Below are 17870 nucleotides of genomic sequence, written 5' to 3'. Positions count from 1 at the left end.
CCTTCTTTCGTAGAGCGGTGGTTCAGCGGTCGATTACTTGGCAGCGGCCCGGCCCGCCGGGGTCGCCGCGATGGCGGCACGACCCTCGGGGGTGTCGGACCATTCCGGGCCGAACGGGAAGGCGAAGTCGTGCAGGGTGGTGGGCAGGATCTCGGCGCCGGAGCCCGGTGCCGCGGGTGCCCAGTAGCGCCCGGCGTGCACATCGGTGGGGGTGACGAAGTGTTCGTGCAGATGGTCGACGAACTCGATGCAGCGGCCCTCCATGGTGCCGGATACTGCGACGAAGTCGAACATCGACATGTGCTGGACCAATTCGCACAGGCCCACGCCGCCGGCATGGGGGCACACGGGCACGCCGGCATGGGCGGCCAGCAGCAGGTTCACGATGTTCTCGTTGACGCCGGCCACGCGGGAGGCGTCGATCTGCATGACGCGCAGTGCATCGGCCTGTAGGAACTGCTTGAACAGAATGCGGTTCTGGCAGTGTTCGCCGGTGGCCACCGGGGTCGGCGAGATGCCCTGCTGGATCGCGGCGTGGCCCAGCACGTCGTCGGGGCTGGTGGGCTCCTCGACCCAGCGCAGGTCGAACTTGGCCAGATCGTTGATCCAGGAGATCGCCTCTGCGACGTCCCAGCGCTGGTTCGCGTCGATCGCGATGGGGAAGCCCTCACCGCAGATCTCGCGGGCGATCGACAGGCGGCGGATGTCGTCGGCGCGGTCGGCGCCGACCTTGAGCTTGATCTGCTCGAAGCCGTCGGCGATGGCCTCACGGCACAGTCGGGCCAGTTTCTCATCCGAGTAGCCCAACCAGCCGGGGCTGGTCGTGTAGGCCATGTAGCCGTGGTCCTTGAGGTACTGGATGCGCTCGGCCCGGCCCTCTTCGCCGCGCTTGAGGATCGCCAGGGCGTCCTCGCGGGTCATGAAGTCGCTCAGGTAGCGCAGGTCGACCAGGTCCAGCAGGTCCTCGGCGCTCATGGTGCCCAGCAGCTCCCACAGGGGCATGCCGGCGCGCTTGGCCTTGAGGTCCCACATGGCGTTGACCACGGCGCCGATCGCCATATGGCTTACGCCCTTCTCCGGGCCGAGCCAGCGCATCTGGGAGTCGTGGACCAGTTCACGCCAGAAAGATCCCATGTCTTCGAGGATCGGTTCGACCTCGCGGCCCTTGATCGTCTGGGCGATGACGCGGATCGCCTCGGTCTGGATGTCATTGCCGCGCCCGATCGTGAAGACGAAGCCGTGGCCTGAGTCGGGGGCGTCTGCGGTGTCGTCCGTGGTGCGGACGATGAGGTAGGCGGCTGAGTAGTCAGGGTCCGGGTTCATGGCGTCGGAGCCGTCGAGGCTCTTGGACGTCGGGAAGCGCAGGTCGACGACATCGATGTCGGAGATGGTGGACATGATGGCCTTTCCGTGGAGATCACTGGTTGATTCGGGCGGCGGCCAGTGCACGGTAATCGACATCTGGCGGCACTGCCCGTCATGTCTTGATTCAAACATAGGATGTTTCACCCGGTCAACCGGTGCCGGTGTCTTCTTGCGCATAACCCGGATGTCTTATAGGTTACTTGAAGTTCCTATAGGAACGCCCGATAAGTGACATGACGGAACGGCCAGAGCCTCCGCCGTGAACCCGTGCAAAGGAGCATGCCCGATGGCAATCGCGCTCGATCGATCCAAGGACGGATCGCAGACCGCACCCGCAACATCCGCGGACCGGAAGAAGAACGTCAAACGGACCGCTGCCGCCGGCATCGTCGGCAGCATCATCGAGTTCTACGACTTCACCCTGTTCGGCCTGGCCGCGGCCGTGGTCTTCGGCCCGCTGTTCTTCCCCAGCCAGTCGCCCGCGGCGCAGACGATCAGCGCGCTGCTGACCTTTGCGATCGGCTACATCGGCCGCCCGATCGGCGGCATCGTGTTCAGCCACTTCGGCGACCGCTGGGGCCGCAAGCCCATGCTGCTGGCCACCCTGCTCATCATGGGTGTGTCCACACTGGCCATCGGCATGCTGCCGACCTACCAGTCGGTGGGCCTGTGGGCACCCGTGCTGCTGGCGATCTGCCGGATCGTCCAGGGCATGGGGGCCGGTGCCGAACAGGTCGGCACCATGGTCATGATGGCCGAGAACGGCGGGAAGAAGGGCCTGGGCCTGCGCATCTCCCTGCCCGGCATGGGCACCTTCGGCGGCATCGTCATCGCCACCGCCGTCTTCGCCCTGGTCTCCACCCTGCCGGAGGAGGCGCTGTTCAGCTGGGGCTGGCGCCTGCCCTTCTTCTTCGCCGTCATCACCATCGCCATCGGCATCTGGATCCGCTTCGGGATCACGGAGACCGAGGAATTCTCCCAGGTCGAGGACCAGGGCAAGGTCACGAAGGTCCCCGCGCTCGAGGCCATCAAGCAGCAGTGGAATCGCATCCTGGTGGGCTGGGGAATCGCCGGACCCTATCTGGCCTTCTCCACCCTGGTCCAGGTCTACATGCTGTCCTACATCACCAAGACCCTGGAGATGCCGGCGAGCTTCGGGCTGACGGCGAACCTCGTCTCCTCCATCCTGGCGGTCGCAGGCGTGCCCTTCTTCGGCTGGCTGACGGACAGGGTCGGCCGTGTCACGGTGTGGCTGTTCTCCATGCTGATGTTCGTCGTCTTCGGCCTGACCGCCTTCGGGCTCTTCGGCACCGGCAATGAGCTCATCATCATCGCCACCATGGTGCTGGGCCTGAGCATCGCACTGGCCAGCGGCTACGCCTCGCACAGTGTGCTGCTCTCGCGCCTGTTCAAGCCCGAACACCGGCTGTCCGGCCTGGTCCTGGTGCGCGAGCCGATGTCCGCCTTCCTGGCCGGGCCCATCGCAGCGGTCGCCGCTGCCCTCGTCACGGCCGCCGGGGACAAGCCGTGGCCCGTCACCCTGTTGTTCGTGGGCTTCGCCGTGATCGGCGCCGTCACCGCCTTCGCGACCCGCGCCTGGTACAAGGACTGACGTCCTGCCCCTGTCACAGCCCCACCGACTCATAGAAGGAAGCCATCCCATGAAATACGATGTCACCGGACTGCTGGACCTCGCCGCCGCCGCCCTGCAGACACAGCACGTGCCGGCCGAGGACGCCCGGCTGACCGCCCGCAGCCTGGTCCTGGCCGACCAGCGCGGGATCAACTCCCACGGCCTGCTGCGCCTGCCGCTCTACGTCTCCGCCCTACGTGAGGGCGGGATCAAGGCCAACCCCGAACCCGTGCTGCGGGCCACCGGTGCCACCGCAACGCTCAATGGCGACGCAGGCCTGGGCCAGGTCGTCATGCAGCGCGGGGTGGACTGGGCCGTGCAGGCCGTCGCGGAATACGGAATCGCCGCGATCTCCGTGGAGAACTCGAGCCACTACGGCGCAGGGCAGTTCTGGACCGACCAGCTGGTGGCCCGCGGGCTGGTGGGCTTCCTGACCTCGTCCACGGGACCCACCGTCGCCCCCTACGGCGGCGTGTCCACGGTGCTGGGCACCAACCCGCTGACCATCGCCATGCCCAGCGCGGGGACCGACCCGCTGACGGTCGATATGGCGACCTCCAACGGGGCCTTCGGCAAGGTGATGGCGGCCAAGCAGGCAGGCCGGCCCATCCCCGCCGGCTGGGCGGTCGACGCCCAGGGCAATCCGACGACCGATCCGCAGGGCGCGATCGACGGGGCCCTGGTGCCCTTCGGCGACCACAAGGGATCCGGCGTGTCCGTGCTGCTGGAGGGCCTGGCCTCGGCCCTGAACACCGCGACCTACGCCTTCGACACCCAGGACATCTGGGACAACCCCGCCTCCCGGATGAACAACGGCCACTTCCTCATCGCCTTCGACACCGAGCGCTTCGCCGGCCGCAGTGCGGTCGAAACCAAGGTCGCGGCCCTGCAGGACGCCGTCCACGGCGCCGGCGCCCGGGCCGCCGACGGGACCAGGGACACGCTCCTGGTACCAGGGGAGAAGGAATACACGCTGCAGCGGGAGTATGCGGTCGCGGTGGAACTGGGCGACGCCCTGGTCGCCGATCTGCGCGCCCTGGCCGCCGAGCTGGACGTGGACGCCGCCGCGCTGACCGCGGTGGGGTAGGGTGCCGCCATGACCCTGGAGACCGCCGGACCCCACGGGGCCGTAGGGGCGAAGACGCCCCAGTACATCCTGCCCACACCCGAGGACAACGTCGCCATCGTGCCGCGGCGCCTGGACGCCGGGACCGTCCTGCGCATCGACGGGGTGGAGCGCGTGCTCACCCACCCGATCCTGCAGGGCCACCGCGTGTGCGCGCGCCCGATTGCGCGCGGCGAGGCGCTGACATCCTGGGGGATGCCCTTCGGCCACGCCCTGGCCGATCTAGCGCCGGGGGACTATGTGTGCAATGAGAAGATGCACGGCGTGCTGCTGGCGCGCCATCCCGGCGAGTTCCCCGCTGACCTGCCCGTGACCTTCCGCGACCGCGACACCGTGGCCGATCGGACCCTGCCGGAGCACCCGGCATACGGGCCCAATGTGCCCACCCGGGCAGATGAGCGCACGTTCCCCGGGTACCACCGGGGACCCAAGCGGGGCTGGGGGACGCGGAACCACCTGGCGATCATCGGGGTCACCTCGCGCTCGCGGGCCGCTGTGTTCGCCGCCGCCGCACGACTGTCCGAGCTCTACCCCGCCACCGCGGACTTCGACGGGGTGGTCCCCGTGGTCCACACCGAGGCCGGCGGGGCCACGGCACCGGCGAACAAGGACCTGCTGCTGCGCACCCTGGCCGGCTTCGCGGTCAATCCGAATGTGGGCGCTGCGGTGTTCGTGGGCGATCCGGACAATGCGGTGAGCAATGCCGAGGTGCTGGCCGCCCTGACACAGGTGTATGCGGATCCGCAGGAGTACGCGGTGCGCTTCTGCCTGGCCGCCGACGCCGGGGACGAGGCGGTCGAGTCCATCGTGCGGGTGGCCGAGACGGTGGCGCCGCGGGTCGTGGCCCAGCGCCGGACGCCCGCGCCGCTGTCGGCCCTGCGGGTGGGTCTGCAGTGCGGTGGCTCCGACGCCTTCTCCGGGGCGAGCGCCAATCAGGTCCTAGGCGATGCGATGTTCCGTCTGGTCGACCACGGGGGCGCTGCGAACCTGGCCGAGACCGATGAGCTGATCGGCTCCGAGGTCCACACCCTGGCCCGGGTTGCCGATGCCGGTGTGACGGACAGGTTCTTAAGCGTTCAGCAGCGCTTCAAGGACTATGCGGCGGCCCATGGCCACACCGCCGAGGGCAATGTGTCCGGCGGCAATATCTACCGCGGCCTGTACAACATCACGCTGAAGTCCCTGGGTGCCTCACGCAAGAAGGACCCCAGGCTGGCGATCGACTACGTGATCGACTACGGCGAGCCGATGACGGCTCCCGGCTACTGCTTTATGGACTCACCCGGCAATGACCTGGAGTCCATCGCGGGCCAGGTGGCCGCCGGTTGCAATCTCATCATCTTCACCACCGGCAACGGCTCGATCACGAACTTCCCCTTCGTGCCCACCCTCAAGGTGGTCACGACGACCGAGCGCTTCACCAAGCTGGAGTCCGATATGGACTTCAACGCCGGCCGGATGCTCGACGGGCTGCCCCTGTCCGTCTGCGGGGAGGAGCTGTTCGAACTGGCCCTGGCCACGGCCGGGGGAGTCCGGTCCAAGGGCGAGGCCTCTGGCCAGTCGCAGACTCAGATCTGGCGGTCCTGGAGCGACCGGCCGGTGGCCTCGGCCAGGCCGGCGGGGCATCCGCTGGTCGCGGCGGCGGCCGCGGGTGGGGACCTCGGGGACGGCGCGCCGGTAGCAGCCAGGGTGGACCTGGTGCTGCCCACCAGTCTGTGTTCGGGCCAGGTGGCCGAGCAGATCGCCCACGGCGAGAGTGCCCCGGGTCACGGGCAGGGCGGCGCCGGACTGCCGGTGATCGCCCTGCCACACACCGAGGGCTGCGGGGTGTCCAGTGGCAGTGCCGAGGAGATCTTCCGCGATACCCTGATCGGCTATGCGACGCACCCCTATGTGGGCAGCTGCGTGTTCTTGGAACACGGCTGCGAGAAGACGCACAACGACTACTTCCATTCGGCCCTGGCCGAACGCGGGGTGGACGCCGGGGCCTTTGGCTGGGCGAGCATCCAGGGTGACGGCGGAATCGCGGCAGCCACCGCGCACGTGCGCGGCCTGTTGGGCGACCGGGACGATGCGGGGGCCCCGGCCGCCGGCCGTCTGGACGGTCCCGTCGTCGGGATTGCCACCGGCCGGGGGGCCGCTGACGGACTCGTGGCCGAGGCGATCGAGGTGATCCGCGGACTGTTGGCCCAGGGCGGCTCCGTATTGGTGGCCCAGGGAGATCCGCTGCTGGCCGATCCGCGATTCCGCACGGCCTTCGGCATCCCGGGCACCGGCCCGGTGGCGCCGACTCTGGCCTATGCCGCCGTGGTGTCAGAGCCCGGACTACACGTGATGGAGCTGGGCACCGGGGACTGGCTCGAGGCCGCCACCGGGATGGGCGCATCCGGTGCTCTGGCGCTGCTCGTGTTCACCGCGGGCCGGCCCTGGCAGCCGCACCGCTTCATCCCCACCGTACAAGTGGGGGATCAGCCCGTCGCCGGGCTCGACGTGGTGCTCGGCGGTGGCGGAGCCCGGCCGAGTGTGCAGTCGGTCCTGGCCGCGGCACTGGCCGGTGAGTTCGCCTCGCAGACCCCGCCGCGGGCCGATGTGGGCTTCCAACTCACCCGCGGGGCCCTGGGTATCTCGATGTGAGTATCCCGTGTTTCGGATCCATGTGGATCCATCGGATTCATATGGATCCGAAACATGGGATGACTCTTGCAATGCACATCACATTCATATAGGTTGTTCAGCATTCCTATAGGAGAGCTTTGGGGGAATGGACCCCCACTTACCGTTCGAGGGAGAACGATATGAGACGACGACTGGCAACGGCTGCCGCCGCCTGCCTGAGCGCGCTCGCACTGACATTGTCCGGTTGCGGCTTGATGGACCCGGTGGACATCAGCGGCTTCGCCAAGGACGCACCGGATCCGGACGCCAAGGTGATCCGGCTGGCCAATGTCTACGAGTCCAAACATCCGTCCAATCGCTGCGGCACCGCCACTATGAAGAAGGAACTGGCGACCAAGGGCATCGATCTGCAGGTCTACCCCTCGTCCCAGCTGGGCACCGAGGCCGAGATCGTCGAACAGGTCGCCACCGGGGCCCTGGACATCGGCATCTCCTCCGGTGCCTTCTTCGGAGTCTGGTACCCGGATTCGGCAGTGGTCGATGCGCCCTATCTGTTCACGAGCGCGGACGAGTACGATCAGGGCACCCGCGGCAAGACCCTGGAGAAGGTCTACGACGATATGGCCGCCGAAACCGGCCTGCACGTCTTCAGCTCCTGGTACTACGGGGCGCGCCATGTCACGGCCAACAAGCCGGTGCGCAACCCCGACGACTTCAAGGGCCTGAAGATCCGGACCCCCGATGCTCCGCTGTACCTGCAGATGATCAACGCCTTCGGCGGGACCGCCACGCCGATGGCCCTGACCGAGGTCTACCTGGCCCTGCAACAGCACGCGATCGACGCGGAGGAGAACCCCATCCCGACGGTGTCCTCGAACAAGTTCGAGGAAGTGCAGTCGACCATCAGCCTGACCGGGCACATCGTCCAGGGCATCCAGCTGGTCACCAGCGACCACTTCCTCGACGGGTTGGAGCCGTCCGACCGGGACGCCGTGATGCACGCGGCGGATTCGGCCCGTCAGGCCAACCTGCAGTGCGTCAAGGACGAAGAACGCGACATCCTGGCCAACTGGAAGTCCGATGACACGATCAAGGTCGTCGAGGATGTGGACGTGGACGGTTTCCGCGACCGCATCAAGGACCAGATGCTGCCCAAGACGCCCTATCAGCAGCTCTACCTGGACATCCAGAAAGAGGTCGCGGGTATGCCCGCCGGCAAGGCATCGCAGGGCGGTGAGAAGTGATGAGTGAGTCCACCGTACCCACGCCCACGGAGCCGGTCGCAGATGACCTGGAATTCCCGCAGGATCACATCGAACGGCGTTCGGCGGTCTACCGCTGGCTGATCAACATCGAGCGCTTCATCACCAGCATCCTGCTGGTGGGACTGTTCGTCCTCGTCATCACCCAGGTCGTGACCCGCTATGTGTTCAACTCCCCGCTGTCGTGGACCGAGGAATCGGCCCGCCTGTTCCTGGTCTGGCTAACCTTCCTGGCCGCGGCCTTCGTATCATCGCGGCGCGCCCACATCACCGTGGACCTCATCGCCACCGTGGTGCCCAAGCGGGTGGCGCAGGTGATCTCGGTCATCGCCGACATCATCGTCGCAGCGACCTCCGTGGTCATCGCGATCGGCGGCATCATGCTCATCGACATCGTGCACACCGTCACCCTGCCCGCCACCGGCCTGCCCACCGGGTTGCTTTACGCCGCTGCGCTGGTGGGCTTCGTGGGCGTCCTGTTCCACACCCTCATCGCCCTGTATCTGCAGCTGCGGTACCCCGACGACGAACCCGACCCCGCCGACAAGGCCGCCGGAATGGAGGGCATCTGATGACGCTCTTATGGATGATCGTGGGCCTGCTGGTCCTCCTGGCACTGCGCGTGCCCGTGGCCGTCGCCCTGTTGGTGCCGTCCCTGCTCTACATCCTGTTCGACCCAACGGCGACGCTGGCGATCGCCGCCCAGCAGAGCACCTCGGGGGTGTTCGACTTCGCGATCCTGGCCGTTCCGATGTTCATCCTGCTGGGCAATCTGGCGAACATCTCCGGGGCCACCGATAAGCTCTACGACTTCGCGGTCTCGGCCATCGGCCACGTCCGCGGTTCCCTGGGCTATGTCAACATCTTCACCAGTTTCGGCTTCTCCTGGATCTCCGGGGCCGCGATCTCCGACGCCGCTGCGATGGGCCGGATCCAGGTGCCGGCGATGGTGCGCCGCGGTTACCCCAAGGAGTTCTCCCTGGGCATCACCGGCGCCTCCTCGCTCATCGCCCCGATGCTGCCGCCGTCGATCCCCGCGATCATCTTCGCGGTTACCGCCGGCGTGTCCGTCGGATCGCTGTTCGCCTCCGGTATCATCCCGGCGCTGATCCTGGTCGTGCTGCTGTGCATCACCGTGTGGTTCATGATGCGCAAGCGCAACGATCTGCGTCTGGACAAGGCGAGCTGGGGCGAGCGCGGTAAGAAGGCGCTCAAGGCCATTCCGCCGGCCGGTGCGGCCGTGGTGATCCTCGGCGGCATCCTCTCTGGCATCTTCACCCCGACCGAGGCCAGCGCGATCGGCGTGGCCTATGTGGCGGTCCTGGCGATCTGCTACCGGAACCTGAGCTGGAAGAACCTCAAGCACGCCCTGGTGACCACGGTGGAGACCGCCGGCGGCACCCTGCTGATCGTCGCGGCGGCCGGCCTGTTCGGCTGGGTCCTGGCCCGTGAGCAGGCCCCGCAGCTGGCCGCCGATGTGATCCTGGGGATCACCGACCGGCCCCTGGTGTTCCTGATTCTGGCCAATATCCTGCTGCTGATCGTGGGCGCGGTACTCGAACCGACCTCGGCGATCCTGATCCTGGCGCCGGTGCTGGTCCCGGTGGCCGAGGCCTTCGGCCTGAGCCCGATCCACTTCGGCACCATGATGATCTTCAACCTGATGATCGGTCTGCTGACCCCGCCGGTGGGGCTGGTGCTGTTCGTGCTGTCATCGGTCACGAAGTATCCGGTGACGACCGTGATCAAGGGCGCCGTGCCGTTCTTCATCCCGATGCTCGTGACCCTGTGCCTGATCTCCTTCATCCCGATGATCAGCCTGTGGCTGCCCGGGACGCTGGGACTGGGGTAGGGCCGAGCTGAGCACATCCCATACGGAAACCTGCAGGCCATACGCGTATACGCGTATGGCCTGCAGGTTTCCGTATGTTCTGGGCTCCGCGCGGGGCCCCACGCCCCGGCTCAGCGGATGCTGGCGATCGAACGGTCCCTGACATTGTCGATATGGGCGGCGATGGCAGCCATCGCGGTCGCCGTATCCCCGGCGCGCAGCGCACGCAGGATCGCCTCGTGCTCGATGACCGCCTCCCTGACGTCATCGGGCCCGCTGTGGGCGCTTTGGCGCATCCGATTGGTCAGCGCGCCGATTCCGGTGCCGGAGAAGGTGGCCAACTGCTGCTTCGGCGGGGCGGACGGGACGACGCTGTACATCTGCGCCTCGACCAGCATCTACCGCATCCGCACGAACGCGCGGGACGCGCGCACGCTGGCCTACGGATGAGGCGGGGCCCGACACGTACGGGCCCGGCGGGTGCATAATAGTCGGTGGCCCTCATCCGGTGGGGTGCGTACGAGCCAGCCCTCCGGCGGCTGAGCCCATTTCCGCATTCCGACCGTGAAAGGCCCCCGCATGCCCACGCCCGAACCCGCCGCCACCGAAGCCCGGCCCCCGGCGAGCACACCCATCGTGCACGATCCGAAGTACCAGCGCAAGGCCATCGTCGCCGCGGCCGTCGGCTATGGCCTCGACGGATTCGACCTGATGATCCTGAGCTTCGCGCTCTCCGGCATCATCGCCTCCTTCGGCCTGACCGACGTCCAGGCCGGTTCCCTGTCGACCATCACCCTGCTGGGCGCGGTGGTCGGCGGCGTGGTGTTCGGCGCCCTGGCCGATCGCCTGGGCCGGGTCAAGGTGCTGACCTGGACGGTCCTGCTGTTCGCCGTGTTCACCGGCCTGTCCGCCGTTGCCCAGGGCTACTGGGACATGGCCGCCTACCGATTCGTCGCCGGGATCGGGATCGGCGGTGAGTTCGGCATCGGCATGGCCCTGGCCGCCGAGGCCGTGGCCAGCCACCAGCGGGCCCGCGGCACCTCCTGGGTCGGGGTGGGCTTCCAGCTGGGCGTGTTCGTCGCCGCCATCGCATCCGGTCCGGTCATCGCCCTGTGGGGCTGGCGGGCCCTCTTCGTCATCGGCATCCTGCCGGCGATCGCGGCCTTCTTCATCCGCCGCGGGGTCGATGAGCCGGAGCACTTCACCCAGGCCAAGGCCGCCGGAGAGCTGGGCGGGGCGTCGTTCGCCCACCAGGTGGGGGAACTGTTCAAGGACGCGCGCACCACCCGGATCACCATTGCGATGATCATCCTGACGACCGTGCAGAACTTCGGGTACTTCGGCATCATCACCTGGCTGCCGAACTACCTGGCGACCTCCCTGGGCCTGGGCGTGACCAAGGGATCGCTGTGGACCGCTGTGACCGTGGCGGGGATGCTGTGCGGCATCCTGATCTTCGGGGTGCTGGCCGACAAGCTGGGCCGCCGACCGGCGTTCTGGATCTTCCAGGCGGGCGCGATCGTGTCCATCCTGGTCTACAGCCAGCTGACCGGTCCCACGGCACTGCTGGTGGGCGGCTTCTTCATGGGCGCCTTCGCCAACGGCATGCTGGGCGGTCACGGGGCCCTGCTGGCAGAGCTCTATCCCACGCACGTGCGGGCGCTGGCGCAGAACCTGCTATTCAATGTGGGCCGGGCCCTGGGCGGGTTCGCCCCTGTGGTCATCGCGCTGCTGGCCGGTTCGGTGGGCTTCGGCGCGGCACTCGCCTTCCTACCGATCATCTACGTTGTGCAGTTCCTGGCCATGTTCATGCTGCCCGAGCGCAAGGGCCAGACCCTGGCCTGAGGACTGCATCCGGGGTGTCTAGTCCTCCGCGGTCTTGGACTCCAACGCCTCCTGTGCCACACCGAGGAGGCCCGCCCCGGCAACCATCCACGGGCGTGGCCGGCGAACCCCGGCGCGGCGCAGTCCGTGTTCGATCCAGCGGTCGAGGTAGACCGTCAGCAGCGTGCCTCCGGCGCCCAGGACGGACCCCATCCCGGCTGCCACGGCAATGATGACGGGGGAGGGTATCGGCCGTTCCCCGGACGGTTCGGTTTGAGGGGAATCGGGCGTGGGGGACTTCTCCCAGGACTTATCCGGGTTCACATAGGCCACTGTCCCGGCGAGGGCTGCTCCGCCCATGGCCCCCACCGCCGCGGCCAGGGCCAGGCGGCGACCGCGGAGCCGTCCGAAGGGGATCATGGTCGAGGCCGCATAGGCGGAGCCGACGACCAGGGCTTTCGTCGTTCGTCCACTCACGTGCATGCTCCGACCCTAACAATCCGGGCGCTTATTCCAAGAGGTGTGGGGCTATCGCCTCGCGCACCAGGTCGCGGAACCAGACATTGGGTCGGTGTGCGTCGAGGATAGTGGGCCACACCAGGGAATAGTCGATGAGCGTGTCCTCCATCGGCAGGTCGACGACCTTGATCCGCGGCGAGGACCGGGCGCCGTGCCAGCTCAGCGCCACTAGGTTGTTGCCCGTTACCAGTGAGTGCAGTGCCGGTGTCGTCTCCAGGACGATCCGGGTGTTCAGAGTCAGTCCCAGGGCGGCGAGCTCGGCATCGATGAGTTCGTGGATGAGGGCCCTGCGGATGACGATATTGGGCAGGGCCGCGAACGCCTCGATGCTCAGTCCTGCATGGACGCGCGCGTCGTCGATGCCGGCCATGAGGCGGAAGCGCACAGTGCCGATTCGTGCGCTCGACATGCCGTTGGGCACACGCCTGGTGGGGACCATGGCCACGCCGAAGTTCTTCCGGTCGAGGAATCGGACCATATTGGCATCTGTCAGCGTCGACGGGGCCAGGGTCGCCGCCGGAGCGAGTTCGTGCAGGCGGGTGTAGATGTCGTGCAGGGTCACCGCATTGATGAAATCGGGCAGCAGCAGATTGAACTCCCCGGATTCCGTGGCAGGGTCGAAGTCGTCGGCCAGCAGGCGGTTCTCCACGGTCCCCATGAGTTCCTGAGCGATGGGCAAAAGGCGTTCGGCCTCGGGGGTTAAGACCATGACCCGCCCGGAGCGGTAGAGCAGTTCATCGGCGAATACGGAGCGCAGACGGCCAAGTGCGTGTGAGCAGGCGCCCTGGGTGATCCCCAGGCGCACGGCCGCTGCAGTGACGCTGCGTTCCTCCAGCAGGGCGTGCAGGGACCGGATGAGGTTGAGGTCCAGATTCGATACATGCATTCAGTACATACTAGCTATTAACTATATGCACTGGTTTTATATGTAGTCCGCTCCTAGTCTGTGGTTATCCAATTTCTTCAACGACGCAGGATTGAGATGACTTCCGTGCAGAGTTCCACCGGTGCCATGCGTGCCCGGACCACTTCCGCCCCGGCTCCGGCCAGGCCCGTGAGCATGGGCAGGGCCTGGGCCGTGACCGTCATGGTCGTATTGCTCATGATGATCAACTTCGGCGACAAGGCCGTCCTGGGCCTGGCCGCAGCCCCTATCATGAAGGAGCTGGGGATCAGCGCCGCCCAGTTCGGCGCGATCTCCTCCAGTTTCTTCTTCCTCTTCAGCCTCTCCGCCCTGTTCGTCGGCTGGCTGTCCAAGCGCTTCTCGACCTTCTGGATCCTGCTGGTCCTGGCCCTGCTGTGGTCGATCACCGCGACCCCGATCATCTTCGCCGCAAGCCTGCCGATGCTCTACCTGAGCCGGATCTCGTTGGGTGCGGCCGAGGGGCCCACCAGCCCGATGACGGTCCATGCGGTGCAGAAGTGGTTCCCCGCCCGCAGCCGCGGCCTGCCGACTGCGATGACCCAGATCGGTTCGGCGCTGGGCGTCGCGATCGCCTCGCCGGTCCTGGGATACTTCATCGCCGTCCACGGCTGGCGCAGCGCCTTCGTCGTCCTGGCCATCGCCGGCGTCGTCTGGGCTGCGGCCTGGCTGTTCATCGGCAAGGAGGGGCCGCTGGAGACCCTGGCCGCCGCGGATTCAGGCGATGTGGCCAAGGACGCCCAGGCGGACGTCCGCGTGTCCTTCTGGAAACTCCTGTTCAACCGCACCACGGTGGGCCTGATGCTGGCCGGGATCGGCTGCTACTGGTTGGTCGCCGGCGGCATCGCCTGGATGCCCAGCCTGCTGGAGGCCAAGGGCTTCGACTTCACCCACGCCGCGCTCATCGCCGGCCTGCCATCGGTGGTCTCCGCCGCCTCCATGCTCATCATCCCGCCGGTCCTGGACCGGATGGTGTTCCGCGGGCGCAGCCAGCGGGCCTGCTACGGCGGCGGCCTGGCCGTGGTCATGGTGATCTCAGCGCTGTGCCTGTTCCTGGCCCCGGCCCTGACCGGCGGCGCCCTGGTGGCAGCACTCGTCATCGCCTTCGGCATCGGCGGGGTGACATTCCCGCTGACCTTCCTGGTGCTGGCCCAGTACAGCCCGGTCAAATCCCGCGGCGCCCTGCAGGCCACGACCACGGCGGTCGTCACCTTCACCGGCGTCATCGCCCCCGCCGCGATCGGCGCACTGCTGACCTCGGCCGGGTCCATGGCCGCGGGCGCGAGCACCGTGTTCCTGGTCTCCGGGGTCCTGGTCGCCGTCTGCACCGCCATCGGCGTTCCCTTGATCCATCCCGCTGCCACCATCGCCAAGCTGGGCGTCAAGGCCTGACCGGCACCCACCGTACAAACAAGCGAAAGGCAATCCGTGTCCAATCTCAAACACATCGCGCCCGCCCCGGCCGAGGCCCGCAAGCACCTGCCGATCGCCGATGAATGGGGCCCGGTCAACACCTCGCGGGACCTCGCCGGGGCGCAGACCGTCGGCCTGGGCTCGGCCGCCCGTGACCACGCCGGACCCAATGTCCTCATCGTGCTGCTCGACGATATGGGTTTCGGCGCCAGCTCGCCCTACGGCGGGCCCTGCCGGATGCCCACGGCCGAACGCCTGGCCGAGTCCGGCCTGCGCTACACCCGGTTCCACACCACCGCACTGTGCTCGCCCACCCGGCAGTCTCTGATGACCGGGCGGAACCATCACGCGGTCAATATGGCCGGCATCACCCATATGGCCACCTCGGTCCCCGGCTACACCTCCGTGCGGCCCAACACCGCGGCGACTCTGCCGGAAGTGCTACGCCTCAACGGTTACGCCACCGGGGCGTTCGGCAAAATGCACCAGACCCCACAGTGGGAATCGACCCCGGCGGGGCCCTTCGACCGCTGGCCGACCGGGGAGGGCTTCGAGAGGTTCTACGGTTTCCTCGACGGGGAATCCGACCAGTACAACCCCCTGCTCTACGACGGCACCGTGCCCGTGGAGAAACCGGACGACCCGGACTACCACTTCAGCGTCGACATCACCGATCACGCGATCGACTGGGTGCGGATGCAGAACACGCTGGCCCCGGACAGGCCGTTCTTCTGCTATCTGTCCTTCGGCGCCACCCACGCCCCGCACCACGCCCCGCAATCCTGGATCGAGAAGTACCGGGGCCGCTTCGACGCCGGCTGAGACGCCGAACGCGAACGCATCCTTGACTCCCAGCAGGCGCTGGGCGTGGTGCCCGAGGCCGCGGAACTCACTACCCGCCACGCGGAGATCCCCGCCTGGGCGGACTTAAGCGACAAGGAGCGGATGGTCGCCGCCCGGCTGATGGAGGCCTACGCCGGCTTCGCCGAACACACCGACCACCAGGTGGGCAGGCTGCTCGATGCTCTCGAAGGGATCGACCGGCTGGAGAACACACTGGTCTTCTACATCCTGGGCGACAACGGGGCCAGTGCCGAGGGCGGGATCCACGGCACCATCAACGAGAAGGCCTCGCTCAACGGCGTCCACCATTCGCTGGACGAGGTGATCGAACGGCTCGACGAGATCGGTTCCGAGACCTCGTTCAACCACTATCCGGCCGGCTGGGCACACGCCATGGACACCCCCTATCAGTGGACCAAGCAGGTCGCCTCCCGCTGGGGCGGCACCCGGGTGGGGATGATCGTGCACTGGCCCGCCGGGATCGGGCAGGTGGGCGGGGTGCGCAACGACTGGCGCCACGTCAACGACATCTATCCGACCGTGCTCGAGGCCCTGGGTCTACCCGTGCCGGAAACGGTCGCCGGAGTGTCCCAGCAGCGCCTCGACGGCACCAGCATGACCGGTACCTTCGCCGCGGACACAGTGCGGGAATCCGGGGTGGTGCAGTACTTCGAGATGTTCGGCAACCGCGGCATCTACGCCGACGGCTGGTCGGCCTGCACCAAGCACGGCACACCCTGGTCCAGTGCGGACACGCCCGCCTTCGACGATGACCGCTGGGAGCTCTACGCCCCAGACGACTGGACCCAGGCCCACGACCTGGCGCAGGAGATGCCGGAGAAACTGCGGGAACTCCAAGAGTTGTTCGACCGCGAGGCCGTGGCGAACAAGGTCTACCCGCTCGACGACCGCCGCAAGCAGCTGTTCAATCCCGATATCGCCGGCCGGCCCGATCTGGCCCGCGGCCGAACCCGGATGCGCCTGCACCCGGGGATGCGCCGGCTCCCGGAATCGGCGATCCCCAATGTCAAGAACAAGTCCTTCGCCGTCACCTCGACCGTCACCGTGGGTGAAAGCGCGGACGGGGTACTGCTGAGCCAGGGGGACCGGTTCGGCGGCTGGTTGTTCCACCTGGACGCCGGCCGGCCCGCCTATACGCACAATTACTTCTCCACCGAGATCTTCACCGTCGCAGCCGAAACCGTGCTGGCGCCGGGCGAGCACGAGTTGCGGATGGACTTCACGGTCGATCCCGACCCCGGGTTCGGCCGCGGTGGCACCGTGGTGCTCACCGTCGACGGTGCCGAGGCCGCACGCGGGCGGGTGCCCAAGACCGTCCCGTTCATCTTCTCCGGCACCACCGATGTGGGTTGCGATACCGGTAGCGGGATCATCTCCGGCTACCGGAGGGCCCAGGGCGGTTTCACCGGGTACATCGAATACGTGGACGTTCAGATCTTCCCCGACGCCGGCGCGCTTCCCACCCCGCCTCAGAAGGTCAGGCAGATCGCGGAGACGATCCAGTGAGCGGGACTCTGGGTAGTGGGCAGCCCGGCTGCTGCTGTGGGTCCGCGCGCCCGGTGGGCGCCGCGGCCGCGGAAGAGCCTGTCCCGCCCGAGGTGACAGCGGCACCTGCCGCGACCTCGGCGCAGGTGGGACTGCTCGCCCTGCCCGGTGGGGAGTTCGCGATGGGTGACGCCCACGGCGACGGGGACGTAGCCGACGGCGAGGCGCCACGCCACGCGGTGCGGCTGAGCCCCTTCTCAATCGGCGCCACGACCGTGACGAACACCGAATTCGCCGCCTTCACAGCGGCCACCGGTTATGTCACGACCGCCGAACACTACGGGTCCTCGGCCGTATTCCACCTGCTGCTGGGACCACAGTCGCAGGTATTGGGTCGCGACCCGCAGATCCCCTGGTGGTGCGAAGTGGCCGGTGCCCACTGGGCCGCACCCGAGGGCGCCGGCTCCGATATCGAGGACCGCTGGGACCATCCGGTGGTGCACGTGAGCCACGCCGATGCCCTGGCGTACTGTGCCTGGTCGTCAACCCGCCTGCCGAGCGAGGCCGAATGGGAGTTCGCCGCGCGCGGCGGGTTGAACGGCCGCCGCTACCCCTGGGGCAACCGGCTGTTGGGGTCCAGTGACACGCCGACCGAGAGCGTCTGGCCCTGCAATATCTGGCAGGGAGAATTCCCCAGCCGCAACACCGCAGCCGACGGGTACACCGGCACCGCCCCGGCGGATGCCTATGCGCCCAACGGCTACGGCCTGTACAACACGGTGGGCAATGTGTGGGAGTGGTGTGCGGACTACTTCGACCCCGCCTACTATCCGCGCTCGCCCGAGCAGGACCCACCCGGCCCCGCCGAGGGCCAGCGGCGGGTGATGCGCGGTGGGTCGTTTTTGTGCCACGACTCCTATTGCAACCGCTACCGGGTCGCCGCGCGCTCGTCGAACACCCCCGAATCATCCGCCTCGAACATCGGCTTCCGCGTCGCCCGCTGAAAGGAA

General features: G+C 67.6%; 13 protein-coding genes and 1 pseudogene. 10 read left to right on the top strand and 4 right to left on the bottom strand.

Translation table 11 applies throughout. The features are described from left to right. Positions 1 to 33: 33 nt before the first annotated feature. Entirely contained in the window at positions 34 to 1398 is a 1365-nt protein-coding gene (locus NQ036_RS02485) for an enolase C-terminal domain-like protein (RefSeq protein ID WP_257056969.1), read from the bottom strand. A 253-nt stretch (positions 1399 to 1651) separates the two neighbouring features. On the opposite strand from NQ036_RS02485, the gene NQ036_RS02480 reads away from it, so the two are divergent. The 6 genes from NQ036_RS02480 to NQ036_RS02455 all read left to right on the top strand — a co-directional run bounded on the left by NQ036_RS02480 (position 1652) and on the right by NQ036_RS02455 (position 9854). Next, a complete protein-coding gene (locus NQ036_RS02480; RefSeq protein ID WP_257056968.1) occupies positions 1652 to 2977 on the top strand; it encodes an MFS transporter in 1326 nt (441 codons plus the stop codon). Between the two features lie 49 nt (positions 2978 to 3026). Continuing rightward, on the top strand, positions 3027 to 4085 hold the full coding sequence (locus tag NQ036_RS02475; RefSeq protein WP_257048093.1) for an Ldh family oxidoreductase: 1059 nt from the start codon (positions 3027 to 3029) through the stop codon (positions 4083 to 4085). A 9-nt stretch (positions 4086 to 4094) separates the two neighbouring features. Next, positions 4095 to 6758 (top strand): altronate dehydratase family protein, encoded by a 2664-nt coding sequence (locus tag NQ036_RS02470; protein WP_257048094.1) that lies wholly within the window; start codon positions 4095 to 4097, stop codon positions 6756 to 6758. Positions 6759 to 6919: 161 nt separating this feature from the next. Then, positions 6920 to 7984, top strand: coding sequence for a DctP family TRAP transporter solute-binding subunit (locus tag NQ036_RS02465; RefSeq protein WP_257056966.1), 1065 nt, complete (start codon positions 6920 to 6922; stop codon positions 7982 to 7984). Beyond that, positions 7984 to 8574, top strand: a complete 591-nt coding sequence (locus NQ036_RS02460) for a TRAP transporter small permease (protein ID WP_257048096.1) — start codon at positions 7984 to 7986, stop codon at positions 8572 to 8574. Before NQ036_RS02465 ends, NQ036_RS02460 begins: the two co-directional genes overlap by 1 nt. Beyond that, entirely contained in the window at positions 8574 to 9854 is a 1281-nt protein-coding gene (locus NQ036_RS02455) for a TRAP transporter large permease (protein WP_257048097.1), read from the top strand. The genes NQ036_RS02460 and NQ036_RS02455 overlap by 1 nt, the downstream gene beginning before the upstream one ends. A 110-nt stretch (positions 9855 to 9964) precedes the next feature. Here NQ036_RS02455 and NQ036_RS02450 read toward each other — a convergent pair whose 3' ends face one another. Then, positions 9965 to 10213, bottom strand: coding sequence for an FCD domain-containing protein (locus NQ036_RS02450; protein ID WP_257056964.1), 249 nt, complete (start codon positions 10211 to 10213; stop codon positions 9965 to 9967). A gap of 199 nt (positions 10214 to 10412) precedes the next feature. Here NQ036_RS02450 and NQ036_RS02445 point away from each other — a divergent pair, with 199 nt between their 5' ends. Then, a complete protein-coding gene (locus NQ036_RS02445) occupies positions 10413 to 11678 on the top strand; it encodes an MFS transporter (protein ID WP_257048099.1) in 1266 nt (421 codons plus the stop codon). 18 nt (positions 11679 to 11696) lie between these two features. Here NQ036_RS02445 and NQ036_RS02440 read toward each other — a convergent pair whose 3' ends face one another. Beyond that, positions 11697 to 12134: a hypothetical protein gene (locus NQ036_RS02440; RefSeq protein WP_257048101.1), complete on the bottom strand. Its 438-nt coding sequence runs from the start codon at positions 12132 to 12134 to the stop codon at positions 11697 to 11699. 31 nt (positions 12135 to 12165) lie between these two features. Further along, the gene (locus NQ036_RS02435) at positions 12166 to 13062 is read right to left on the bottom strand and encodes a LysR family transcriptional regulator (protein WP_257048102.1); all 897 of its coding nucleotides are present in this window, start codon (positions 13060 to 13062) and stop codon (positions 12166 to 12168) included. 96 nt (positions 13063 to 13158) lie between these two features. Between NQ036_RS02435 and NQ036_RS02430 the strand changes: the two genes are divergently transcribed. From NQ036_RS02430 to NQ036_RS02420, 3 genes and pseudogenes are all read left to right on the top strand, one after another. Next, positions 13159 to 14490, top strand: a complete 1332-nt coding sequence (locus NQ036_RS02430; protein WP_257056962.1) for an MFS transporter — start codon at positions 13159 to 13161, stop codon at positions 14488 to 14490. A 36-nt stretch (positions 14491 to 14526) separates the two neighbouring features. Further along, positions 14527 to 16881, top strand: a pseudogene (locus tag NQ036_RS02425) (arylsulfatase). Beyond that, positions 16878 to 17864 (top strand): formylglycine-generating enzyme family protein, encoded by a 987-nt coding sequence (locus tag NQ036_RS02420; protein ID WP_373566575.1) that lies wholly within the window; start codon positions 16878 to 16880, stop codon positions 17862 to 17864. The pseudogene NQ036_RS02425 and the gene NQ036_RS02420 overlap by 4 nt, the downstream one beginning before the upstream one ends. Positions 17865 to 17870: the final 6 nt, after the last annotated feature.

This window comes from Brevibacterium sp. 91QC2O2 (assembly GCF_024580695.1).
Classification (GTDB): Bacteria; Actinomycetota; Actinomycetes; order Actinomycetales; family Brevibacteriaceae; genus Brevibacterium; species Brevibacterium moorei.
This window is presented reverse-complemented; position numbering and strand designations above follow the sequence as displayed.

Bases quoted from the DNA above. Each gene is read 5' to 3' on its own strand.
- NQ036_RS02485 (WP_257056969.1), bottom strand. From the start codon at position 1,398: ATGTCCACCATCTCCGACATCGATGTCGTCGACCTGCGCTTCCCGACG.
- NQ036_RS02480 (WP_257056968.1), top strand. From the start codon at position 1,652: ATGGCAATCGCGCTCGATCGATCCAAGGACGGATCGCAGACCGCACCC.
- NQ036_RS02475 (WP_257048093.1), top strand. From the start codon at position 3,027: ATGAAATACGATGTCACCGGACTGCTGGACCTCGCCGCCGCCGCCCTG.
- NQ036_RS02470 (WP_257048094.1), top strand. From the start codon at position 4,095: ATGACCCTGGAGACCGCCGGACCCCACGGGGCCGTAGGGGCGAAGACG.
- NQ036_RS02465 (WP_257056966.1), top strand. From the start codon at position 6,920: ATGAGACGACGACTGGCAACGGCTGCCGCCGCCTGCCTGAGCGCGCTC.
- NQ036_RS02460 (WP_257048096.1), top strand. From the start codon at position 7,984: ATGAGTGAGTCCACCGTACCCACGCCCACGGAGCCGGTCGCAGATGAC.
- NQ036_RS02455 (WP_257048097.1), top strand. From the start codon at position 8,574: ATGACGCTCTTATGGATGATCGTGGGCCTGCTGGTCCTCCTGGCACTG.
- NQ036_RS02450 (WP_257056964.1), bottom strand. From the start codon at position 10,213: ATGTACAGCGTCGTCCCGTCCGCCCCGCCGAAGCAGCAGTTGGCCACC.
- NQ036_RS02445 (WP_257048099.1), top strand. From the start codon at position 10,413: ATGCCCACGCCCGAACCCGCCGCCACCGAAGCCCGGCCCCCGGCGAGC.
- NQ036_RS02435 (WP_257048102.1), bottom strand. From the start codon at position 13,062: ATGCATGTATCGAATCTGGACCTCAACCTCATCCGGTCCCTGCACGCC.
- NQ036_RS02430 (WP_257056962.1), top strand. From the start codon at position 13,159: ATGACTTCCGTGCAGAGTTCCACCGGTGCCATGCGTGCCCGGACCACT.